Here is a 23,650-nt window from a genome sequence, read left to right as displayed (position 1 = left end):
CAGGGTTATCCCATTAACATCCAGGTTGCCGGTACGGCAGCAACCAGTAACAGCCCGATGAGGGCCATTTCGCGGCGTTTAAGCGCGTTCTCCAGCTGATGAGTACGGCGGGCATAGATAAACACCAGCAGGCCCGGCGCATACAACACCACCGACAGCAGCAGGTGCATAGGCCCGGAAGCATACAACAACCACAAACCGTAAATACAGGCGCCGATCCCTACCGCATAATGCGCCGGGCGGGTGGCGATTTTTAACAGATACGCACCCACTAAGAAATAGGGTACCAGAATCATCTCCGAGGCGATGGTCAGCAGGGTGTTATAGTCCGAACCTGTGAGCCAGATCAGCACCAGGCAGACCTGAACGCTGATATTCGTCAGCCAGAGCGACGCTGACGGCGCACTGTTTTTATTCTGACGGGCAAACAGACGTGGAAACGCTTTGTGCGTGGCAGCCAGGAAAGGCACTTCTGCCGCCATGATGGTCCAGCTCAGATAAGCCCCGCAGACGGAGATAATCAGCCCCGCGGCAATGACCACATCGCCCCAGCTACCGAGCATTTTCACCATCAGACCGGCCATGGATGGGTTACGCATTTCGGCCAGTTCAGGACGAGCCACCACACCCAGCGACAGCAGCGTCACCAGCAGATAGACACCGAGAGCCGCCAGCACCGCCAGCAGCGTGGCGCGTCCGACGTCGCGCTTATTGCGCGCGCGGGCAGAGACCACCACCGCACCTTCAACACCAATGAAAACCCACAGGGTGATCAGCATGGTGTTTTTCACCTGCTCCCAGACGGGGACGCCCAGCGCAAGGCCAGTGAAATCGAGTTTAAATACATCCAGACGGAATGCCATAAACGCCAGCACGATAAACAGACCGAGCGGAACCAGTTTGGCCAGCGTCGCCACCAGGTTAATGCTTGCCGCTGTCTGGACGCCGCGCAAAATGAGCCAGTGTACGACCCACAGCAGCACCGACGCCCCGACAATCGACTGCCAGGTGTTGCCGTCACCAAAAAGACGCAGCTCGGGCGTATCGGTAAAGAAACTGAGCGCCGAGAAGACAATAACCAGATAGGAGACGTTAGCGATCACCGCACACAGCCAGTAACCCCACGCGGAACAGAAGCCAATCAGCTCCCCAAAACCGGCCCGCGCGTAGGTGAAAATACCGCCATCGAGATCGGGACGAATACGGGTCTGCAGCAGCATGGCGAAGGCCAGCAGCAAAATGCCAACGCCGGTAATCCCCCAGCCAATCAGTAGCGCGGCAGGGCTTGCGACGGCCGCCATATTCTGCGGTAAACTGAATACCCCCGCACCCAGCATTGAGCTTAAAACGAGTGCAGTTAAAGCACTCAGGCCAAGTTTCTTTTCCATTGGCTTCCTGTTATGAAAGGTCCAAATCCAGAATAATTATTTCGCACAGGCGCATAAAAATGGTGGATCACACTAAGGCGCGGGATTTTACGGAGTGTCACGAACGCATGCAATGATGTGTAGCAGAAATTCAAAAAAAGTAACAAAAAAAGGCGGCATTGAGCCGCCTTTGATGAAGGGTTTTGTTACTTGTACAGATCGGCGCTGATGGTCATGTTGTTACCACGTTCCTGCCACTGGCGGGTGATGTGGTAGTACTTCGCCCCTTTCTTCGCCGCACGCTTCGCGACCTGATAAGAGACTTCCGTACCGTTGCCATAGTTGCCGGTAAACTTGATGCTGTCGAACGGCACCATCTGCGCAGCCGTGGCGTTGTTCAGCTCTTCAACTTTGGTGCCGTCTGGCAGGGTAACGGAGTAACGGCCACCTTTCGTGGATTGCGTCTCAAAGAAACGGCCCACTTCAGCGCTTGGCGCTGCGGAGGTTGCTACGCCTGGAATTTCGACTTTCTTCGCTTCTTCGCCGCCTTTCGCTAACGCTGCGCGACCGGCTTCTGAATCAGCAGGGATGGCATCCGGGCTTTGCAGAACGCGTTTTTTCGCATCTTCTTTATAGATGAACGCGGTAATACGCTGGTTGCCACCCTGGTTAGCATCTACCTGACGCACGATGTAGAACGAGTAAGCCCCTTTTTGTTTCGCGGCTTTGGTGATGGCATCGTTCACTTCTGGCTGGCTGCGGTAGAAGCCCTGAACGGTAACGGTGTCATACGGTTCCAGTTCAATCGCCTGATCTTTAGGCAGTTCAACGACGCCGTTGATCACGCGGTTTTTCGGCGCGTCAGCTTTTGGCGCATTCTCTTTGTACAGCGCAATGGTCACGCGCTGGTTGCCGCTATTGCCTTGATCGGACTGGTCAAGCACGTAAAACGACGCTGCGCCGTTTTTATCAGCGGCTTTTGATGCGGCGGTAACGGCATCGCCAATAGAGTTGTAACGACCCACAATGACCGTATGGTCAAAAGGTTTTAACGCTGCCGCTTGCTCCGGCGTTAACTCTGTCGCGGCATTCGCAGACAGGGCGGTCGCGGAAAGAAGTGCGGACGCCAGGAGTGTGTTCTTAAGCTTCATAAAAATAATCCTTCGCCTTGCGCAAACCATGTACTGGTATTGTTGTTAATTTGAGACGGTCCCGATTATGGCATTTAAAACCTGTTGCTGTCTGCGCCATTTTTCACAGCGTGTGCTCACCGAAGGATCTGATTCGATAACATTTAGTGATATGTTGAAAAAACAGGCGTTTGACAAGCAAAAGTGATAAAGCATATGACTTTTACAAGTTAATTTAATGTTAATAAGTTGATCTCATATGGCGCTATATCATGTTTTTACCGCTTCGCTTGCGCGATTTATCGGTTCTGAGGATGAATTTAAGGTAAATATCTCTGTCAGCGAGGCCGATCGCTTATTTTTCACAGATAATGTAAGAAATAGTGTTTTCAGGCGGTAGATCGCAGGCGCTATTTTCAGTAGGTTATAGAAAGTTTGTTACTGTTTTATTTTCCGGGGTTACTCATTTGCCGCCGCTCTCTGGATGGCGAAATTTGATGCAACTGCGGGCATTTATCGATAAACCATCATCAAAAACCGATGGAAGGGAAAACTATGCGTATTGGGGTACCAAAAGAACGGTTTGCCAATGAAACCCGCGTAGCGGCGACACCAAAAACGGTGGAGCAACTGCTTAAACTGGGTTTTACCGTCGCCATTGAAAGCGGCGCGGGCAAACTGGCGAGTTTCGATGACGAGGCCTTTATTCAGGCTGGTGCGGACGTGGTGGACGGTGCTGAAGTCTGGCAATCACCCGTTATTCTGAAGGTGAATGCGCCGCAAGAGAGCGAGATTGAGCTGCTGAACCCGGGCACCACGCTGGTGAGCTTTATCTGGCCTGCCCAAAACCCAGAGCTGATGGAGAAGCTGGCGGCACGTGGCGTGACGGTAATGGCGATGGACTCCGTGCCGCGTATTTCGCGCGCGCAGTCTCTGGATGCCCTGAGTTCAATGGCAAACATCGCCGGTTACCGTGCAATCGTCGAAGCCGCCCACGAATTCGGCCGTTTCTTCACCGGTCAGATCACGGCGGCAGGCAAAGTGCCGCCGGCAAAAGTGATGGTGATTGGTGCCGGTGTGGCAGGCCTGGCGGCTATCGGTGCGGCAAACAGCCTGGGCGCTATCGTCCGCGCGTTTGACACCCGCCCGGAAGTGAAGGAGCAGGTGCAGAGTATGGGCGCCGAGTTCCTTGAGCTGGACTTCAAGGAAGAAGCGGGCAGCGGTGATGGTTATGCGAAGGTGATGTCCGAAGCCTTCATCAAAGCGGAAATGGAACTCTTTGCCGCGCAGGCAAAAGAGGTGGACATTATTGTCACCACCGCGCTGATCCCGGGTAAACCAGCACCGAAGCTGATCACCCGTGAGATGGTTGACACCATGAAGCCGGGCAGCGTGATTGTCGACCTGGCCGCGCAAAACGGCGGTAACTGTGAATATACCGTGCCGAACCAGGTATCCACGACCGCCAACGGGGTGAAGGTGATTGGTTATACGGATCTGCCGGGCCGTCTGCCCACGCAGTCGTCCCAGCTGTACGGTACTAACCTCGTTAACCTGCTGAAACTGCTCTGCAAAGAGAAAGATGGCAACATCACCGTTGATTTTGACGATGTGGTTGTGCGCGGCGTGACCGTGGTGCGTGAAGGCGAAATCACCTGGCCTGCGCCACCGATTCAGGTTTCCGCCCAGCCTCAGGCTGCACCGAAAGCGGCGCCAGAACCCACAGAGCCTGCTAAACCGGCGTCTCCGTGGCGTAAATATGCGCTCATGGCGCTGGCGATTATTCTGTTTGGCTGGCTGGCCGATGTCGCGCCAAAAGAGTTCCTCGGCCACTTTACCGTCTTCGCGCTCTCCTGCGTGGTGGGTTACTACGTGGTCTGGAATGTCTCCCATGCACTACACACGCCATTGATGTCGGTCACTAACGCCATCTCCGGGATCATCGTGGTCGGGGCGTTACTGCAGATTGGTCACGGCGGCTGGATTAGCTTCCTGAGCTTTATTGCGGTGCTGATCGCCAGTATCAATATTTTCGGTGGTTTCACCGTGACTCAGCGCATGCTGAAAATGTTTCGTAAAGGCTAAGGGGTAGCATATGTCTGGAGGATTAGTGACAGCCGCATACATTGTTGCTGCAATCCTGTTTATTTTCAGTCTGGCGGGACTTTCCAAACACGAAACGTCTCAGCAGGGTAATAACTTTGGTATCGCCGGGATGGCGATTGCGCTGATTGCCACTATTTTCGGACCCGATACCGGCAACGTTGCCTGGATCCTGGTGGCGATGATCATCGGCGGGGCGATCGGTATTCGTCTGGCAAAACGCGTTGAAATGACCGAAATGCCGGAGTTGGTGGCGATCCTGCACAGCTTCGTCGGTCTGGCGGCGGTGCTGGTGGGCTTCAACAGCTATCTGTACCACGAACCGGGCATGGAGCCGATTCTGGTCAACATTCATTTGACCGAAGTGTTCCTGGGCATCTTCATCGGTGCAGTAACCTTCACCGGCTCGATTGTGGCGTTCGGTAAGCTGCGCGGTAAGATCTCCTCCAAACCGCTGATGCTGCCAAACCGTCATAAGCTGAATCTGGCGGCGCTGGTGGTCTCCTTTGTGCTGCTGGTGGTCTTTGTGCGTACCGAAAGCGTAGGTCTGCAGGTGCTGGCGTTACTGGTGATGACCATCATTGCCCTGGCGTTCGGCTGGCACCTGGTGGCCTCCATCGGTGGGGCAGATATGCCGGTTGTGGTGTCGATGCTGAACTCCTACTCCGGGTGGGCGGCGGCAGCGGCTGGCTTTATGCTGAGCAACGACCTGTTGATTGTCACCGGTGCGCTGGTGGGCTCTTCCGGTGCGATTCTGTCCTACATCATGTGTAAGGCGATGAACCGCTCATTCATCAGCGTTATCGCCGGTGGTTTTGGCTCTGACGGCTCCTCGACCGGTTCTGACGAAGAAGTGGGCGAGCACCGTGAGATCAGCGCGGAAGATACGGCAGAGATGCTGAAAAACTCGCACTCGGTCATTATCACCCCAGGCTATGGCATGGCGGTGGCGCAGGCGCAGTATCCGGTTGCTGAAATCACCGAGAAGCTGCGCGCGCGCGGCATCAAGGTGCGCTTTGGCATCCACCCGGTAGCGGGGCGTCTGCCAGGCCACATGAACGTGCTGCTGGCAGAAGCGAAAGTGCCTTACGACATCGTGCTGGAGATGGACGAGATCAACGATGATTTCGCCGACACCGACACCGTGCTGGTCATTGGCGCCAACGACACCGTTAACCCGGCGGCGCAGGACGATCCACGCAGCCCAATCGCCGGGATGCCGGTTCTGGAAGTGTGGAAGGCGCAGAACGTGATTGTCTTCAAACGTTCCATGAACACCGGCTACGCTGGCGTTCAGAACCCGCTGTTCTTCAAAGAGAACACCCACATGCTGTTTGGCGATGCCAAAGCCAGCGTGGATGCAATCCTGAAAGCACTGTAATTCGCGTTCTCCTCAAAAACCGCTCTTCGGGGCGGTTTTCTTATTTCTGCGGTCAGCGTTTCTCCTCTGTCTATACTTTACCCTTTGTGTACTACGAGGAGGTGAAATGCAATTTTTGTCCCGCTTCGACATCCTGGAGCTGATGATGACGCCGACATTCTGGGTAAGCGTCGCCACGGTTATCGTCGTGACGCTGCTGGTCTACTGGCTTCTGACGCGCCTGATCGCATTCGTTAAGAGAGGGATCACAACCTGGGGAGATAAGCACCCAACCACAAACAGGATGCGTTTTATCCTGACCGATATGCTTAACCGCACCAGTCGCTTCCTGCTTTTTGTCGTGGCGCTGCTCATCAGCCTGCGTTTTGTTGATTTACCCGACCGACTCTTTAGCACCGTAAGCCACGCCTGGTTCCTTGTCTTCGCGATACAGGTGGCGCTCTGGCTGGATCAGGGCGTGGTGTCGTGGCTGCGACACGTTATGCTTGCCCCCGGCAGTCATAAAAATCCGGTTACCCTGGTGATCACCGGTCTTATCCTTCGCGCTATCGTCTGGTCTGTGATGCTGCTGTCGATTCTCGCTAACGCGGGCGTCAACATCACCGCGCTGGTGGCAAGCCTGGGGGTAGGGGGTATTGCTATCGCCCTCGCCGTACAAACCATTCTGAGCGACGTCTTCGCTTCGCTTTCTATCGGCTTTGATAAACCGTTTGAAATTGGTGATTTCGTGGTGTTCAACGACGTGGCAGGAACGGTGGAGCACATAGGCTTAAAAACGACCCGTATTCGTAGCCTGAGCGGGGAGCAGATCGTTTGCGGTAACGCCATTTTGCTTCAGCAGACGCTCCACAACTATAAACGTATGCAGACCCGTCGCATCGTCTTCACGTTTGGCGTCGCCAGCGACACGCCGCCTGAAAAGCTGCGCTATGTGGGGGATATGGTCAGGCAGATCATCACCGATGTGGGTGAGACAAAGTTCGATCGCGCCCATTTCCTCGGGTTTGACCGTGACCGCCTGACGTTTGAAGTGGTTCATATTGTCAATACGGCGGATTACAACAAATACATGGATATCCAGCAGGAGATCAATATCCGTATTCTCGAAGGGCTGAACGCCCAGGAGATTAAGCTGGCGCTGCCCAGCATGGTGTTGCACGCACCGTGGATGCAGGATCGATCAACTGAAGAGACACAGACAGCGATCGAGAGCTGATAAGAAAAGCCCGCCGGGGAGGCGGGCGAATAGACTGACGTTAATCGTCTTCCGGGTCATCCAGTTCAACCGGTGTCTGGTACTCATCCGGCTTAATGACCAGCAGGTCGCAGCGCAGATGGTCAATCACCTGTTCCGCGGTATTGCCCAGGAACGCGGCAGAAATACCGGTCCGTCCGATGGTGCCCAGCACCACAATCCCTGCCTGCAGATGTTCGGCTAAATCGGGGATCACCTCTTCAGGCAACCCTTTCTCGACATGCGTCATGTTCTCATCAATGCTGAACTTCTGGCGCAACGCTTTCATGGCCAGCAGGTGCTGTCCGCGGATCGCGTCGTTATATACGCTCGGGTCAAATTCAGGCAGTTCGATGGCAATATTGATAGGGGTAACCGGGTAAGCGCCGACCAGATGCACTTCGGTGTGGTTAACCTGCTCGGCAAGCAGCAGCGTCTCTTTGACCAGCTTTTCATTCAGCGAATTGTGATAATCCTCTTCGCTTGCCAGGTTTACTGCCACGACGGCTTTGCCGCCTTCAGGCCACGGCTGATCTTTCACCATCCAGACCGGGCACGGGCATTTACGCAGTAAGTGCCAGTCTGTCGGCGTGAAGATCACGGATTCCAGCTTGTCGTGCTGGTGCGCCATTTTCAGCAGCAGATCGTGCCCACCGGCGACGACTTCCTGGATAATCGCTTCAAAGGGGCGGTTATGCCAGACCACTTTAATATCGATAGGCACACCCGCTTCCAGGTAGTATTTCGCCTGTTCGCGGATCCACGCGGTACGTTGGCTGATCACTCCCTGACGCATAGCGGTACGCTCGTCAGGCGACAGAAGGGTGGTCATCTCATACGAGAAGTCATAGATCGGCAAAAACGCTTTGATTTTGCCACCAATCCGTTGATGTAAATACACAGCACGTCGTAATGCCGGCTGATCGTCCTGATTAGGATCGATAGCTACCAGCATATTTTGATACTTTGCCATACAGGTCTCCTTACTACTGTCACCACAGTCTGTAATTAAAAGAGTAACCTATATATCCTGAATGAAACAGAGGTAAGGTTTTGCCAGATCAATAATTCATGAAAATATCTCAGAAGAATAGCACCGTCGTTGTCACCGCGATAAACGCGATCAACAGCAGCACCATCACCACGATGGCAAACGTGGTGGAGTCCTGAACGTAGGTTTTTTCCTCTCCCTTCATTGGGCCGACAAGCATGATCCAGATGAAAAGGAAGGTCACGGAGGCAATAACAACTGAAACGAAAAATAAACTTTCTCTCAATTTAACCTCAACGAGAACCTTTCAGGAGCGGGGGATGTCTGTCGCAGGGGCGGGAAGTGGTGTGCTTACCTGCCAGACCAATAAATCATAAAAATTTATCGGCCTGGCATCAATCATTCGTGGGGTTTATGCCACGTTGCGGGCGTGGCCGGCAAGAACAGCCAGCGCTTCACCGTTTTCGATGGTGATGTATTTACCTTTAACGGCCAGCATGCCGCTTTTCTGGAAACGGCCCAGCAGACGGCTGATGGTTTCCACGGTCAGGCCCAGGTAGTTACCAATATCGCCACGGGTCATGGTGAGACGGAACTCACGTGGAGAGAAACCACGTTCGGCGAAACGGCGGGAGAGGTTATAGATAAATGCAGCCAGGCGCTCTTCCGCATTCTTTTTGGACAGCAGCAGGATCATGTCCTGATCGCCTTTGATCTCACCGCTCATCAGACGCATCATCTGCTGACGCAGGTTTGGCATTTTACCTGACAGATCGTCCAGCGTTTCAAACGGGATTTCGCAGACCATTGAGGTTTCCAGCGCCTGCGCAAAGCTCGGGTGATGGCCAGTACCGATGGCGTCAAAGCCGACCAGATCGCCTGCCAGATGGAAGCCGGTGATCTGCTCATCACCCTGTTCGGTGATGGTATAGCTTTTGATGGTGCCAGAACGGATAGCATAGAGCGATTTCAGTTCGTCTCCCGCTTTAAACAGCGTCTGCCCTTTCTGAATAGGCTTTTTGCGCTCGATGATGTTATCAAGCTGGTCAAGCTCATGCTCATTCAGGGTAAACGGGATACAGAGCTGGCTGATGCTGCAATCCTGGCAATGGATAGCACAACCGCCAGACTGAATGCGTCGTATAATTCGCTTTTCTGGGATCATAGGTTTGCTCAAGCCTTAATTGATATTGGTCAATTTTAACATCTTTTTGGTAAGTACGTAAGCCTGGCAAACCATCAATAAGGACAAGAGACGGCAACGTGTTGCCATCTTCTTGAAATTCCACAGCTTGATTATGGATTTTTAGCCTAACCGGTAGAAAATTAAGCACAAAAAGCCTGGGAACTACAGCAAAAGATACCCTTCGTGACGCAGTAACCACTCCTTGCGCTGCACACCGCCGGCATAGCCGGTCATGGTGCCGTTGCGGCCGATCACACGATGGCAGGGCACCACGATACTGACGGGGTTAGAACCGTTCGCGGCACCCACCGCCCGCGCCGCGCCCGCGCGGCCTAACTGTTCTGCGAGCTGGCCGTAGTGCATAACCTGACCACACGGAATATCGCGTAGCGCCTGCCAGACTTCACGCTGGAATGACGTACCGGCCGTGGCGGTTGGCAGGTCATTGATGATGCTGAGATCGCCCTCGAAGTACGCCGCCAGCTTGTCGCTCAGCCCACCTGGATTGGTGGCACTGATACGCTCAAAACCCTGGGCGCGGTAATGGATGTTGAGCAGCTCTTCCATGCGATCGCTGTGCTCTTCCCATTCCACGGCACGCAGATGGAACTGCTCGTCGGCGATAACCCACAGCGGCCCAAGCGGCGTTGCAATTTTATCTTCGAGTAATCTCAGCATCCTCTTTCCTTTAATTCAGCCTCGGGTAGATACCCGGTCCTATCGGCAGGCCGACAAGATACCATGCCACCAGCATCACCAGCCATACCCCTAAAAAGATAAGCGGATAGGGCAAAACCAGCGAATAGTAGGTACCCAGCTTCGCCTCCGGTTTATAGCGCTGCAGGAAGCCCAAAAACAGCGGTACGAATGGCGAAACCGGCGCCAGCGGGATCACCGAGGAGTCGGCGATACGGAACAGGATCTGCGCAAAGGCCGGATGGAAGCCCAGCATCATAAACATCGGCACGAAAATGGGGGCCAGAATCGACCAGATGGCGGATCCGCTGGCGATAAACATGCACAGCAGTGACGACAACAGCGCCAGACCCACAAACGCCGGGACGCCGCTTAACCCGGCGGCTTCCAGCGCATCGGTCAGGCCAACGGCCATAAATTTGCCCATGTTGCTCCAGTTAAACATGGCGACGAACTGGGCCAGCGGGAAGACCATCACGATAAAGCCCGCCATCTCCTTCATCGGCTCAATCATCAGCTGCGGCAGATCGGCCTGGCGGCGGATTTTGCCAGTGGCGATGCCATACGCGAGCGACACGACAAAGAAAAACAGAATGATCAGCGGCACAATGCCCTGTATAAACGGCGAGGGCAGGACGGTATGTTTCACCGGGTCGCGCAGAATACCGTTCTCCGGCACTACCATCAGCGCCACCATCGCGATAAATACCAGCGAGACTATCCCGGCGACGCGCAGGCCAAAGCGTTGCTCTTTGCTCAGCGTTTCCAGCTTTTCGTCACTACGGCCTTCCCATTTCCCTAACCGCGGCTCGATGATCTTATCGGTAATCAGCCCGCCAACAAGCGTCAGGATGATGACCGAACTGGCCATAAAGTACCAGTTGTCGATCACGCTGACGTGCATGGCCGCATCGATTGTTTTCGCCGCCTCGGTGCTAATCCCCGAAAGCAGGACATCGGTGGTGACGATCAGCAGATTGGCAGTGAAACCGCATCCCACACCGGCAATTGCCGACAACAGACCCGCCACGGGGTGACGCCCGACGGCAAGGAAGATCAGCGCCCCCATCGGCGGCATGATTACCAGCGCGGCATCGGAAGAGATGTGGCTGAAAAACGCGATAAACAGCACCATATAGCTGGCGTAGCGTGCGCTGACGTGAGAAGCCATTTTCACCATCAGCGCGGGGAGCAGGCCAACGCGCTCAGCCAGTCCGGCCCCCAGCACCAGTGCCAGAATGGCGCCCAGCGGCGCAAAACCGCTGAAGTTTTTAATCACATTCGGTAAAAACCAGTGCAACCCTTCAATGCTCAGCAGGTTCTTTACGCTTACCATGCTGCCATCGGCCGGGCTGCGCACGCTCACCCCTAAGGCGGACAGCACGGCTGTCGCCACCATCAAAACCACGATTAACCAGATAAAAAGCAGGAAAGGGTGTGGCACTTTATTGCCGATCCTTTCAACCCAGCCATAGAGCTTACCGGATGGGGAATGCGAAGGTATGGATGACATACTCATGGGCGTTCCTCGGGACTGTTGTGTTGTGTTGTGTTTTTTTATTTTAAAGGTGACGGTGTCACGCCCGCAGGGATCGGACACACGTACGGTTTTTCTTGTGTTTGTTGTTCGAACTCTTCACGACATTTTTTCAGCAGGTCTGCGTCCTGCAGCAGATGTAGCGCGGTGGCGCCCATCACTTTCCCGGCCAGCAGCATGCCTTTATGGGCAATGGACGTTCGCCCCTGAGCCACCAGTTGCCAGGTGTGCAGCGGCGTGCCGACGGTAAAGCAGGGGCTGAAACACTGGGCGACGGGCATTTTCCAGCTAACGTCACCCACGTCCGTGGAGCCTGCCAGCACGTTATCGGTGATGGCGTAAGGCGCGACCTCGTCCACCAGCAGGGTCTCCTGGTGGCGGCGGGCAAAGGCTTTACCTTCGTTCCCCCCGGTTGCAGCAATGTTTCTGAGGCTGTTTTGCAGATCGTTTGCCGTCAGGGTGGCGCGGATCTCCCGGGCAAAAGCGCGTTCTTCCTCCGTCCAGGCTGGCGTGCCGTAATGTTGCAGGGCGCGATACATCGCCGCTTCGAGCGTGCGGTTTGGCAGGTAGCTGGAGCAGGCTTTATCAAAGCGACACTCGACGGTGGTTTCGGTCATCAACGCCGCACCCTGCGCGATCTTCTCAATGCGCGCGTAGATTTGCTGCGCGTCGGCCATCTCCGGGGCGCGGATCAGGTACAGCACTTCGGCCTGCGCCTGCACCACGTTGGGGGAGATGCCGCCGGTATCGGTTATGGCGTAATGGACGCGTGCTTTCTCGATGATATGTTCGTTGAGGAAGTTGGTGCCGGTGGTCATCAGCGTCACCGCATCCAGCGCGCTGCGCCCCAGATGCGGCGAGTTTGCCGCATGCGCCGCCACGCCCTTAAAGCGCCAGGCGGCCTGGATATTGGCCAGCGTACTGACGTTAAACATGCCGGCAAACGCTTCCGGGTGCCAGGTGACCGCGGCGTCAACGTCGTCAAACAAGCCCTCACGGACCATAAACGTTTTACCGGAACCGCCTTCTTCGCCGGGACAACCGTAAAAACGCACGGTTCCACTCCCGCCGTGCTGCTCCAGCCAGCTTTTCACCGCAACGGCACCTGCAAACGCCGCGGTGCCGAGCAGGTTATGCCCGCAGCCGTGGCCGTTAGCACCGGGCGTGGTGGCGTGTGCCGTCGCGCAGTGTGCCTGCTGGCTTAATCCGGCCAGCGCGTCATATTCGCCGAGCAGGGCAATCACCGGTTTACCGCTACCGAAGCTGGCGATAAAGGCATTCGGAATGCCGCCAGCCTCACGGGTCAGGGTGAAGCCTTCCGCTTCCAGTGCGCTGGCCAGCCGCTCTGCGGACCAGAACTCTTCAAAGCGGGTTTCCGGGTGATCCCAGATTTCGTCGGCAATGTCGGTGAACGTCTGACATCGCGTGTCGATTGCATCGGCAATAAAAGCGTAGTTCTCCTGCATTACACACCTCGCGTCCAGGGGAAATTCAGCGCAGTGCGCGCCAGCGTTTCGATAGCGACGGTCATGACGCGCTCATCAAAGTCGAATTTTTCATTGTGATGTCCGGCGCTCAAATCGGTGCCAAACACCATGTAGGAGGCCATGCCGCCGTTTTCTTGCACCCGGGCCATCATCAGCGTGGCGTCTTCGGAACCGGCCGGGGCTTTAACCTTATCAATGGCCTGTTCCACACCGGGCACCTGGCTTGCCTGCTGGCGCAGATAATCCACCCAGGCAGGTGTCGGAGCGCTGGCGGTGGCAGCCCCCATCAGGCGCATCTCAGCCGTCACGCCGTACAGCGCGGCGGCACCGGTAATGACGGATTGCGCGCGTTCGAACACATACTGATTGATCGCCTCGCTCTCGCCGCGGGTTTCGACCTTAAGCAGGGCATGGGCGGGTACCACGTTGCGTCCGCTGCCGGCCTGCATCACTCCCACATTCACCCGGGAAGCCCCTTCGCTGTGTGGCGCAATGCTGTGCAGCGCGAGCGCGGCCTGGGCGGCGGCGAGCAGGGCGTTACGGCCTTCTTCCGGTTTACCGCCTGCGTGTGCGGCAACGCCGGTAAACGTCGCGTCAAACTTGGTTGTCGCCATAAAGTTATCGCTGCCGCAGATCACCGTCCCGGCAGGCACCCCGGTACCAATGTGAATGGCGGTGAAATAGTCCACCCCGTCCAGTGCCCCGGCGGCCACCATGGCGCGTGCGCCGCGAGTGCCTTCTTCGGCAGGCTGGAAGATCAGCCTGATGGTGCCGTTCAGCTGCGCTTTGTTGTGCATGAGCACGTGCGCCAGCCCAAGGCCAATCGTGGTGTGGCCGTCGTGCGCGCAGGCGTGCATCATGCCCGGATTGCAGGAGGCAAAGCCGTCGCGGAACGGGCGGTGGCTGTCGTCGAGCGCTTCGCTCAGGTCGAGAGCGTCCATGTCCACGCGAAACGCCAGCGTCGGGCCGGGACGGCCGGTGTTAAGCGTGGCAACCAGGCCGGTGAAGCCGCCTTCAAACGGCGCGAGCCATTTTTCGGGCGCGCCCTGCGCACGGGCGCGGGCAAATTCTCGCGTCAGGGTAGCGTTATCCGGCAACCCCATACGGCTTTCGGCATCCACCACGTCGCGGCCCATTGCCAGGTCATAACCCAGGCTATCCAGGATCTCCGCGACCTTCGCGGCAGTCCGAAATTCCACCCAGCCGGATTCGGCAAAATGGTGAAAATCGCGACGCCATGCGCTTAGTTGCGGGGCTAAGGTTTGGATGTACTGTGCCAGTGAGTCCATATCTGTTCCTGTCATCATTAAAATATGTGAACTGCTTCACGCTGTGATAGTTTTTACTTATCACTAACCGATTTTTCACAGTTTTAACCGTTCAGGAATTACCCTCGCACATCCCTTTCCATTAAAGTAGATGACAGTTTCTTTACTCTGATAAACAACGGTTATCGGTCGGGCTATGTCATTTCAGATTAAATTTCATCAAATTCGGGCGTTCGTTGAAGTGGCGCGTCAGGGCAGCATTCGCGGCGCCAGCAGGACGCTGAATCTTTCGCAACCGGCGTTGACCAAATCGATCAAAGAGCTGGAAGAGGGCATGGCGGCGCAGCTCTTTGTGCGCCGAAGCAAAGGCGTGGCGTTAACCGAGTGTGGCGAAGGCTTCTATCAGCGCGCCAGGCTGATTCTGGAAGAGCTGCGCGCGGCGCAGGATGACATTCGCCAGCGGCAGGGCGAGCTGGCCGGGCAGATCAATATCGGGATGGGGGCGAGTATTTCGCGAAGCCTTATGCCTGCGGTTATCACCCGCTTTCATGCGCAGCATCCGCAGGTTAAGGTGCGAATTATGGAAGGGCAGCTGGTATCGATGATCAATGAATTACGCCAGGGCGAACTGGACTTCACCATCAATACCTATTATCAGGGGCCTTACGATCATGAATTTACGTTTGAAAAGCTATTAGAAAAACCGTTTGCCGTATTTTGCCGGGAGGGACATCCGGCGACGGGAGCAACCTCCATTAACGATCTGCTGCATTATAACTGGACCATGCCAACGCCCCGGGGAAGTTATTATAAGCAGTTAGAGGATGTATTTAGCCATCGCTCGCAAATACCCCGCATTGGCGTGGTCTGCGAAACATTTTCGTCGTGTATCAGCCTTGTCGCACAAAGCGATTTTTTAAGCATATTGCCGCAGGAGCTGGGTTGTGACCCCCTGTTGGCGGGGCGTCTGGTTATGCTGCCGGTTGTCGAATCACTTCCAGAAGCGACGTATTATTTAATTCAGCGTCGGGATTCACGCCAGACCCCGCTTACGGAGTCGTTAATTACGCAGTTCAGACGAGAGGCGCGGGCAATCGTCTCTGCGTGAAACATCATCCATAAAAAACAGGGCCTGTCCGACATCAGACAGACCCTTCAGTACACACAGCAGTGCATCCCTTCGCATATCCTGGATGTTATATCCATGAGGCAGGTTAATTAAGTTATAACAGCTTTCTCTCAAAATGAAAGGCGGTTGAGTGTTTGATTTTATGGATGTTTAAGCCAAATTGCGTGTTTTATTTACGCTGAAGTTTGAGTTAAGTGATGTTTAATTTTTCCCCGGCTGTCGATTGATATTCATCAGCTTGCTTTCAGCGCCACCCTGCCCGGGGGAACGGCTGTTGAGGCACACCCCCCGCGAAGGTATAGTACAGGCTCAGATGTAGCCGGAGGATTTCCATGAACCCTGACGACAAATCACTGTTTCTTGACGCCATGGAGGATGTCCAGCCCCTGAAGCGCTGCGCAGATATTCACTGGCAGCCGAGCCGCAACACGCGGGCGCGCCAGGAGATTGATACCGAGCAGCTGGATAACTTCCTCACCCTGGGCTTTCTGGAACTTCTGCCCCTGGATGAGCCGCTGGCATTTCAGCGTGAAGGGATACAACAGGGCGTAATGGATAAGCTGCGCTCGGGGAAATACTCCCGCGAGGCCAGCCTGAACCTGTTACGTCAGCCCGCCGAGCGTTGCCGCCAGATGCTGTACGCCTTTATTCGCCAGGCCGGACGCGACGGATTACGCAATCTGATTATCATTCATGGAAAAGGGCGCGAACAGAATGCTCATCCCAACGTGATACGTAGCTATCTGGCGCGCTGGTTAACAGAGTTTGAGGAAGTGCAGGCCTTCTGCGTGGCGCTGCCGCATCACGGCGGCAGCGGGGCCTGTTATGTTTCACTCCGAAAATCCAACGACGCGAAACAGGAGAACTGGGAACGGCACGCCAAGCGCAGCCGTTAACGGGATTAGCGCGGGCGAGGTGCTCGCCCGCGCTGAACTCAGAAGGTTTCCCAGTTGCTGTCGGTGGCGGTGCCTGCCGTGGCCGGGCGCAACAGCTGTGGTGTTTTCACATGCGTTGTACGGGGCGCGGTGGCCTGTTGTTTACCGTTCAGACGAAATGCCGCTACCGCCTGGCGCAGCTGTTCGGACTGATCTTCCAGCGCCGCTGCCGCCGTGGCGGACTGCTGCACCAGCGCGGCGTTTTGCTGGGTGACGCTGTCCATCTGCGAAACGGCCAGGCTCACCTGTTCAATACCGCGACTCTGCTCATCGGACGCAGATGAAATCTCGCCCATGATATCGGTCACGCGGGTGACCGCCGCCACAATTTCCTTCATCGTTGCACCGGCTTCGCTGACCTGTTCAGAGCCGGTATTCACGCGGCTGACAGAGTTCTCGATAAGGCCCTTGATCTCTTTTGCCGCCTGCGCGCTGCGGCTCGCCAGGGTACGTACTTCCCCGGCGACCACCGCAAAGCCACGGCCCTGTTCCCCGGCGCGTGCGGCTTCTACCGCGGCATTCAGCGCCAGAATGTTGGTCTGGAAGGCAATGCTGTCAATCACGCCGGTGATGTGGGCAATTTGCTGCGAACTGTCGGCAATTTCCGTCATCGTGCGGACAACGTTATCCACCACATGACCGCCGCGCGCCGCGGTCTCAGACGCGTTCTTCGCCAGCAGGGTCGCCTGACGGGCGTTGTCGGAGTTCTGTTTCACCGTGGCGGTCAGCTCTTCCATGCTGGCCGCGGTCTCTTCCAGCGAGGCGGCCTGTTCTTCCGTACGGGCGGAAAGATCGTTGCTCCCGGCGGCAATTTCGCCTGCGCCGGTGTAGATGGAGTCGGTACTGCCGCGTACGGCGCTGACCGTGGTGACCAGAGATTGCTGCATCTCATGCAGACCGGCCGCCAGCTGGCCCATCTCATTGCGGCCAGAGAGGGTAATATCCTGCGTCAGGTCGCCCGCCGCAATGGTGCGAATATGGTTCATAATGGTTTGCAGCGGTTTTAACAGCAGGTGCTGTAATCCCTGCCAGATCACCACCAGCACGGCGATAACGGCCAGGAATATAGCCGCCAGCGTCCATTGCATCTGGGTAAAGCTGCTCTGGTTCTCTTCGGCCGCGGCTTTCAGCAGCGTGTTGTTTTCGGCGCGCCAGCGGTTATAGACCGCTTCCATATCGTCCTGTGCCTGCTGCGCATCCAGATCGCCATAGGCCTGATAGTTGTCGGCACGCAGATACTCAATCGACAGACGCATCACTTCGTGCATCTGGTTCCAGGATTTCAGCATCTCATCGGTTAGCGCCGCACTCTGGCCGTTAACCTGCGGCAGGGCCTGCCACTGTTTGTTATAGGCTTCTGCTTTAGCCAGAGAGTTACCCGCGGTGCCAAGCAGTTTGTTGATCGCCTCAAGGGACGCCGGATCGCGCTGATTTTTCAGATAGCGGATGGCCACGCGCGTCACGGTAACGCGCGTTTTGATGAGGGTGTTAACGCTGTCGCTCAGGCTCTCCTGCTGGGCATTAAGCACCCCGGAGTTCTGGAAGTTATGGCGATCGTTGCTGACGGCAGAGTAGAACAACCCTCCCGTGACAACTTGTAGCAGGCAGAATATGGTGAGAGCAAAGATAATACCGGTAATCACGTGCAGATTTTTCAGCATAGCGGTCGTCCGTAAGAAAGTGCAGGGGTACACAAATACTATCGTCGTCTAAAATTTAAACTTTAATTTAACTCACGCTTAACTATGGGTTCTGGTCGGGAACCTGTTGTAAATCCGGATCTTTTTTATGAGGAAGGTGAACATGAGCAGCATCGATAAAAGCGGGACATACGCGCTGGGCACACGCACGGTTAAACGGCTGGGTTACGGCGCAATGCAGCTGGCCGGGCCGGGCGTTTTTGGGCCACCGAAGGACAAAAATGCCGCGCTGGAGGTGCTCCGGGAAGCCGTGGCGGCGGGCGTGAATCATATCGATACCAGCGATTTTTATGGTCCGCATGTGACTAACCAGCTGATCCGCGAGGCGCTGCATCCGTACCGGGACGATCTTACCCTCGTCACCAAAATCGGTGCGCGACGCGATGATAAAGGCGCCTGGCTGCCGGCCTTTTCCGCCCAGGAGCTGACCCAGGCGGTACACGACAACCTGCGCAATCTGCAGCTGGATGTGCTGGACGTGGTGAACCTGCGGAGTATGTTTAGCGCACACGGACCGGCGGAAGGCTCGATCGCTGAACCGCTGTCCACCCTGGCAGAGCTACAGCAGCAAGGGCTGGTGCGACATATTGGTCTGAGCAATGTCACCGCCACGCAGGTTGCCGAGGCGCAGAAGATGGTGCCCGTGGTGTGTGTGCAAAACATGTACAACATCGTGAACCGTAGTGACGATGCGCTGGTGGATTCGCTTGCGCAGCAGGGGATTGCTTATGTGCCGTTCTTCCCGCTGGGCGGTTTTACGCCGCTGCAATCTTCCGGGCTGCAGGCGGTGGCGGACGACCTGGGGGCGACACCGATGCAGGTTGCGCTGGCCTGGCTGCTGCAACGTTCTCCGAACATTCTGCTGATCCCGGGAACCTCTTCCGTGGCGCATCTGCGGCAAAACCTCGCGGCAGGGGAGCTGGTGTTACCGCCCGACGCGCTGGCTACGCTAAATGCGCTGGTGTAACCACGTATAAACAGAGCCCGGAGGGATCCAGGCTTTGTTATTTAACGATCGGCAGATCGGAATAGCGCGTGGTGTAGCAGGGCGACAGCATATCCCGCTTCATCGCCCAGGATTTCACCGCCCCCTGGCCCGCAAACCACACAGACCCCCGGCCTGAACGGTTAAGGCGGTCGATAACCTGCATCAGGGCTGTACTGTCTGGCCGCGGTGGGTGTTCATCGAACAGGCTAAGTTGCGCCACGCCCTGACTAAAAAAGTCACTGAGCATGACGCCCGCTTTCATATAGCGATGTCCCTCTTTCCAGATTCGGTTTAATGACTCGATAGCTACCCTGATAATATCCCGCGTATCGTTGGTGGGGATCGTCAGCTTGCCGGAGGCCTGGTTACCATAAAAAACCTCGTCCTCTGCATGCGGGCTGGTGCGAATAAAGACGCTGATATAGCAGCAAAACTGTTTCTCTTCGCGCAGCTTCTCGGCGGCGCGTTCGGCATAGGCGCAGATCGCCTGGTGCATATCGTCATACCGGGTGATACGGCTGCCGAAGGAGCGGCTGCAGATGATTTGTTGCTTTGTTGGCGAAAACTCTTCCAGCGCCAGACACGGTTCACCGCGTAACTCGCGGGCGGTTCTTTCCAGCACGACATTAAAGTGTTTACGGATCACCCAGCTTGAACATTCCGCCAGATGCAGGGCAGTCTCAATCCCCATCAGATTCAGTTTTTTGCTGATCCTGCGCCCGACGCCCCACACTTCGCTGACCGGTACCAGTGACAGCAGTTTACGCTGACGATCGATATTCGATAAATCCACCACACCGTTGGTTTTCTTCCAGGTTTTGGCGGCATGGTTAGCCAGCTTGGCTAAGGTTTTGGTGGGCGCGATACCGACCCCGACCAGCAGGCCGGTCTCTTTGTACAGGCGCTGGCGGATAGCCTGACCGAACGCCTCCAGAGACATACACTGGCTGACGCCCGTCAGATCCAGAAAGGCTTCATCAATCGAGTAGATCTCCACTCTCGGGGCCATCTCTTCGAGAATGGTCATCACCCGGCGGCTCATATCCGCATACAGCGCATAATTGGAGCTAAAGACGTGTACCTTCTGGCGTCTCAGCTCATCCTTCAGCTTGAAGTAGGGACCGGCCATGCCGATCCCCAATGCTTTTGCTTCTGCTGAACGTGAAATGATACAGCCGTCGTTGTTTGAAACGACCACCACGGGTTTCCCCTTAAGGTCGGGCCGAAACGCCGTCTCGCAGGAGGTGTAAAAACTGTTTACGTCAACGAGCGCGAACATGGCGGTTAGCTTTCAGGGTAAACGTCACAACGCCGAAGATCTCCAGCTCGTCTTCTGCGGCAAAAACGACCGGTGCGTAGTCAGGATTATGGGGGATGAGCTGAAGACGCGGATGCGTTTGCAGCTCCTTCACGGTAAATTCGCCCGCAACCGCCGCAATCACAATATCGCCATGAACGGCGTTTAACGAACGGTCAACCACCAGCAGGTCACCATGGCTGATGCCTGCGCCGATCATCGAATCACCGCTCACCCTGACAAAATAGGTCGCGCTGGGGTGTTTGATCACCAGCTTGTTCAGATCAAGGCTATCCTCGACATAATCCTGAGCAGGGCTGGGGAAGCCACAGGGCACCCGCTCCATAAACAACGGAAGCAATAACGTGGCATCAGGCCCCAAAGGAGAGATCAACTGCATAATGGTTAACTCATATTACTGTGTTTATATACAGTATTCATGATTAACCAGAACGATCAAGAGACGGGAGGGGAATTTTCCGGAACTCGTTGAAAGTCGAAAATTTTTAGTTCAACAAGGCGCGCTGGCGAGTATGCATTCTGGAATGTTTAATTTTTCTTAATTATTTCAGGCAGTAGCTGTTCTATAACCCCCACAACGCTTCTGACCCTGTGTGGAATAAAGCGAGCGTCCGGATAAACCGCATAGAGAAAGCGGTCGGGTAACCGCCACGCGGGGAGTACCTGCACCAGCGTGCCGGTTTGCAACGCCCGTGCCGCGAGCGGTAGTTGCATACCGCCAATACCCATGCCTGCCTCCAGCGCCTGTAACAGGGCGTCGCTGGTATTGGCGCGGAAAACGGTATTCACTGCAATATCAATCGTTTCGTCATCAGAAACCAGGCGCAAAGGGGCGTCCGGCGGGATGCCGCTGAATCGCACGTGGGGAAGCGCCGCCAGCGTGTATACGGACTCTACCGGCGGGAATGACGGAGCGGCAAAGAGCGGCGTTTCAATGCGTGCCAGTACGCGTGCGGCATGGGTTTGCGGAGGCTCCGCGCTCAGCCGAAGCGCCACATCCACCCCTTCGGTGACCAGATCGGCGATGCGGTCATCAAGCGAAACCTGCAGATGTAATTCAGGATTCATGCGCTGTAGCGTCAGCAGGCGCGGCAACACGAGCTGGCCCAGGCCGCTCGGCAACTGCACATGTACGGCTCCCTGATATTGATGCTCAACCGGGTTCAGGCGTCGCTCTGCTTCCTGCATGGCCTCCAGCACAAGCTGCATATCCCGCCGGTAACGCTCACCCTGCGCGGTGAGCTTCATCCTGCGCGTTGTACGATGCAGCAATACCACACCGAGCTCTTCCTCAAGGGCGGCGATCTGCTGGCTGACGGCGGACTGCTTGATCCCGGCCAGGCGGGCGGCAGCGGAAAAGGAGCCCGCTTCGGCGACGCGCAGAAAGGTGGAAATGGCGTTGAGCTTGTTATTCATTTCGTGATTCTGCTTATAAATGCCATCGGATTTGGGGGATATATCAGAAAAAAATAATAGATCACACTGTGTCTGTCACCCCTTTCGGAGAAACACCATGAATAAGACGCAGCAACACAGGGTCGCGCTGGTCGCTGGCGCCAGCGGGATTGTTGGCAACCAGCTGGTCAAAACGCTTTTGCGCCATCAGTGGGAGGTCATTGGCCTGAGCCGCCAGGCGGTATCTCACCCTGAAGGCATTGCGATGGTTAATGTTGATTTACTGGATGCGCAGGACAGCGCGCGGACACTGTCATCGCTCAGCGGGATCACTCATGTGTTTTACAGCGCCTGGGCCAATGCCGCGAACTGGACAGAGATGGTTGAACCGAACGTCACCATGCTGCGCCATCTGGTCAGTAACCTCGAAAACACGGCGCCCCTTGAGACGGTCAGCCTGATGCAGGGCTACAAAGTCTACGGCGCGCATCTTGGCCCGTTCAAAACCCCGGCACGTGAAAGCGATCCCGGCGTACCGGGCGCGGAGTTTAACGCGGCCCAGCTCAGGTGGCTTAGCGATTTTCAACGGGGAAAAGCGTGGCACTGGAGCGCCATCCGGCCGGGCGTGGTGGGCAGCACGGTGCCGGGTAACGCCATGAATCTTGCCCTGAGCATCGCGCTGTACGCATCGCTGTGTAAGGCGCTGAATTTACCGCTGCGTTTTCCCGGCGCCGAACAGACCTGGCACAGCATTGTTGATCATACAGACGGTGAATTGCTGGCAGAGGCGACCGTGTGGGCCGCCACGTCGCCGGTAGCAGAGAACCAGGCATTCAATGTGAATAACGGTGACATCTGGCGCTGGAGCGAGCTGTGGCCACGCATTGCACACTGGTTTGAACTGGAGTCTGCCCCCCCGGTCCGGCTCTCATTTCAGCAGCTGTTTACGGACTACCGCGCGGTATGGCGCGAACTCGCCGCAGCTCGCGGGCTGGTGGAAAGCGATATTTTGCAGCTGAATGACGGACAGTTTGCCGACTTCGTGTTTGGCTGGGATTACGATATGTTTGGCGATGGCAGCAAGCTGCGTCGGGCCGGATTCACCGCCATGCGGGCCACCGACGAGATGTTTTTCAGCCTGTTCGCACAGCTCAGGGCGGCACGCATTATTCCCTGACAGGGGGGATGTTGTTCTCAGGAACGAACCCGTTATACTCGCTCATGACTGTGATCAACGGGATTGGTGAATATGCGGGAAGCAATCAGCGTTTTATTAATGGCTCTGCCGGTTATTGGGTTATATCTGGTGATAAGGAATGGAGTGAGGTCATTTCGCCAGCCAAAACGCATCGTTTCAGATGCCCAGGGCAAGAAGAAAATATCCACTAACCCGTGGTTTTTTGATTGTTTTTCCCGCAAGGTTTATTTTTATGATGAGCGATATTTTTATGAAATTCAGAAGGATAGAACCACTCAGGTTGAACTGGCCAGGATAGTAAACATTAAGCCGGGATCGACGATGGTCAATAATCGTCGGATCTGGTCAGTAAGCTATGTTGAAAACGGAAGGGAAAAACAGGTGCAGTTTTACCCGAACGTAACGATGTTTAATCATAATTTCTCTGCTTTTTTGATAGCGGTAAAAAACGCCAATCCACACGCCGATATTAAAGATCTTTCCATTTTCAATTTCTGAATGCCACCATGCGGCATTCAGAGACGATCCAGCCAGTCACTAACCATTAACGCATCGACGCTCTGAACGCGGTACCCGCCAGCCCGTCACAAATCGCGACGATGCACCT

General features: G+C 55.7%; 21 protein-coding genes. 8 read left to right on the top strand and 13 right to left on the bottom strand.

Features of this window, described 5'->3' with window-relative positions:
• Positions 1 to 5 precede the first annotated feature (5 nt).
• Both M8370_RS11660 and ydgH read right to left on the bottom strand, forming a co-directional pair.
• Positions 6 to 1,388, bottom strand: a complete 1,383-nt coding sequence (locus tag M8370_RS11660) for an amino acid permease (protein ID WP_250021088.1) — start codon at positions 1,386 to 1,388, stop codon at positions 6 to 8.
• A 185-nt stretch (positions 1,389 to 1,573) separates the two neighbouring features.
• Positions 1,574 to 2,518, bottom strand: coding sequence for a DUF1471 family protein YdgH (ydgH, locus tag M8370_RS11655; protein WP_013096870.1), 945 nt, complete (start codon positions 2,516 to 2,518; stop codon positions 1,574 to 1,576).
• Positions 2,519 to 3,052: 534 nt separating this feature from the next.
• Here ydgH and pntA point away from each other — a divergent pair.
• From pntA to M8370_RS11640, 3 genes are all read left to right on the top strand, one after another.
• Positions 3,053 to 4,582, top strand: coding sequence for a Re/Si-specific NAD(P)(+) transhydrogenase subunit alpha (pntA, locus tag M8370_RS11650; RefSeq protein WP_020688274.1), 1,530 nt, complete (start codon positions 3,053 to 3,055; stop codon positions 4,580 to 4,582).
• Positions 4,583 to 4,592: 10 nt separating this feature from the next.
• Positions 4,593 to 5,981 (top strand): Re/Si-specific NAD(P)(+) transhydrogenase subunit beta, encoded by a 1,389-nt coding sequence (gene pntB / locus M8370_RS11645; RefSeq protein WP_013096868.1) that lies wholly within the window; start codon positions 4,593 to 4,595, stop codon positions 5,979 to 5,981.
• 106 nt (positions 5,982 to 6,087) lie between these two features.
• Complete coding sequence (locus M8370_RS11640; RefSeq protein WP_013096867.1) at positions 6,088 to 7,197, top strand: mechanosensitive ion channel family protein; 1,110 nt, start codon at positions 6,088 to 6,090, stop codon at positions 7,195 to 7,197.
• Positions 7,198 to 7,237: 40 nt separating this feature from the next.
• On the opposite strand, the gene uspE is transcribed toward M8370_RS11640, so the two are convergent.
• The 7 genes from uspE to M8370_RS11605 form a co-directional block, all read right to left on the bottom strand.
• Positions 7,238 to 8,188 carry a universal stress protein UspE gene (gene uspE / locus M8370_RS11635; protein ID WP_013096866.1) on the bottom strand — a complete coding sequence of 317 codons (951 nt, stop codon included), beginning with the start codon at positions 8,186 to 8,188 and terminating at the stop codon, positions 7,238 to 7,240.
• Between the two features lie 109 nt (positions 8,189 to 8,297).
• A complete protein-coding gene (locus M8370_RS11630; protein WP_023620353.1) occupies positions 8,298 to 8,450 on the bottom strand; it encodes a hypothetical protein in 153 nt (50 codons plus the stop codon).
• 168 nt (positions 8,451 to 8,618) lie between these two features.
• Entirely contained in the window at positions 8,619 to 9,371 is a 753-nt protein-coding gene (gene fnr / locus M8370_RS11625; RefSeq protein WP_006174991.1) for a fumarate/nitrate reduction transcriptional regulator Fnr, read from the bottom strand.
• A gap of 183 nt (positions 9,372 to 9,554) precedes the next feature.
• Positions 9,555 to 10,070: a methylated-DNA--[protein]-cysteine S-methyltransferase gene (gene ogt / locus M8370_RS11620; RefSeq protein ID WP_250021086.1), complete on the bottom strand. Its 516-nt coding sequence runs from the start codon at positions 10,068 to 10,070 to the stop codon at positions 9,555 to 9,557.
• A gap of 10 nt (positions 10,071 to 10,080) precedes the next feature.
• Positions 10,081 to 11,607 (bottom strand): p-aminobenzoyl-glutamate transporter, encoded by a 1,527-nt coding sequence (abgT, locus tag M8370_RS11615; protein ID WP_250021085.1) that lies wholly within the window; start codon positions 11,605 to 11,607, stop codon positions 10,081 to 10,083.
• Positions 11,608 to 11,645: 38 nt separating this feature from the next.
• On the bottom strand, positions 11,646 to 13,091 hold the full coding sequence (locus M8370_RS11610) for a M20 family metallopeptidase (RefSeq protein WP_058679536.1): 1,446 nt from the start codon (positions 13,089 to 13,091) through the stop codon (positions 11,646 to 11,648).
• Positions 13,091 to 14,401 (bottom strand): M20 family metallo-hydrolase, encoded by a 1,311-nt coding sequence (locus tag M8370_RS11605; RefSeq protein WP_013096861.1) that lies wholly within the window; start codon positions 14,399 to 14,401, stop codon positions 13,091 to 13,093. Before M8370_RS11605 ends, M8370_RS11610 begins: the two co-directional genes overlap by 1 nt.
• 175 nt (positions 14,402 to 14,576) lie before the next feature.
• Here M8370_RS11605 and M8370_RS11600 point away from each other — a divergent pair, with 175 nt between their 5' ends.
• Together M8370_RS11600 and smrA are read left to right on the top strand one after the other, a co-directional pair.
• Entirely contained in the window at positions 14,577 to 15,488 is a 912-nt protein-coding gene (locus M8370_RS11600; RefSeq protein WP_250021084.1) for a LysR family transcriptional regulator, read from the top strand.
• Positions 15,489 to 15,841: 353 nt separating this feature from the next.
• Positions 15,842 to 16,405, top strand: coding sequence for a DNA endonuclease SmrA (smrA, locus tag M8370_RS11595; protein WP_013096859.1), 564 nt, complete (start codon positions 15,842 to 15,844; stop codon positions 16,403 to 16,405).
• A 38-nt stretch (positions 16,406 to 16,443) separates the two neighbouring features.
• Here the strand turns inward: smrA and tcp are convergent, their stop codons facing one another.
• Positions 16,444 to 18,105 (bottom strand): methyl-accepting chemotaxis citrate transducer, encoded by a 1,662-nt coding sequence (gene tcp, locus M8370_RS11590; RefSeq protein WP_013096858.1) that lies wholly within the window; start codon positions 18,103 to 18,105, stop codon positions 16,444 to 16,446.
• Between the two features lie 142 nt (positions 18,106 to 18,247).
• Between tcp and M8370_RS11585 the strand changes: the two genes are divergently transcribed.
• Positions 18,248 to 19,111, top strand: coding sequence for an aldo/keto reductase family oxidoreductase (locus M8370_RS11585; RefSeq protein ID WP_250021083.1), 864 nt, complete (start codon positions 18,248 to 18,250; stop codon positions 19,109 to 19,111).
• 37 nt (positions 19,112 to 19,148) lie between these two features.
• Here M8370_RS11585 and umuC read toward each other — a convergent pair whose 3' ends face one another.
• From umuC to M8370_RS11570, 3 genes are all read right to left on the bottom strand, one after another.
• Positions 19,149 to 20,411 (bottom strand): translesion error-prone DNA polymerase V subunit UmuC, encoded by a 1,263-nt coding sequence (gene umuC, locus M8370_RS11580; RefSeq protein WP_023620348.1) that lies wholly within the window; start codon positions 20,409 to 20,411, stop codon positions 19,149 to 19,151.
• Positions 20,395 to 20,829, bottom strand: a complete 435-nt coding sequence (gene umuD, locus M8370_RS11575) for a translesion error-prone DNA polymerase V autoproteolytic subunit (RefSeq protein ID WP_029882790.1) — start codon at positions 20,827 to 20,829, stop codon at positions 20,395 to 20,397. Before umuD ends, umuC begins: the two co-directional genes overlap by 17 nt.
• A gap of 149 nt (positions 20,830 to 20,978) precedes the next feature.
• Positions 20,979 to 21,866 (bottom strand): LysR family transcriptional regulator, encoded by an 888-nt coding sequence (locus M8370_RS11570; RefSeq protein WP_058661253.1) that lies wholly within the window; start codon positions 21,864 to 21,866, stop codon positions 20,979 to 20,981.
• 97 nt (positions 21,867 to 21,963) lie between these two features.
• Between M8370_RS11570 and M8370_RS11565 the strand changes: the two genes are divergently transcribed.
• Positions 21,964 to 23,022: an SDR family oxidoreductase gene (locus M8370_RS11565; RefSeq protein WP_058661255.1), complete on the top strand. Its 1,059-nt coding sequence runs from the start codon at positions 21,964 to 21,966 to the stop codon at positions 23,020 to 23,022.
• A 72-nt stretch (positions 23,023 to 23,094) separates the two neighbouring features.
• Positions 23,095 to 23,541, top strand: coding sequence for a hypothetical protein (locus tag M8370_RS11560; protein ID WP_040023081.1), 447 nt, complete (start codon positions 23,095 to 23,097; stop codon positions 23,539 to 23,541).
• The last annotated feature ends 109 nt before the right edge of the window (positions 23,542 to 23,650 follow it).

This window comes from Enterobacter cloacae complex sp. OE43NF, from assembly GCF_023544405.1.
Taxonomy (GTDB): Bacteria; Pseudomonadota; Gammaproteobacteria; order Enterobacterales; family Enterobacteriaceae; genus Enterobacter; species Enterobacter cloacae.
This window is presented reverse-complemented; position numbering and strand designations above follow the sequence as displayed.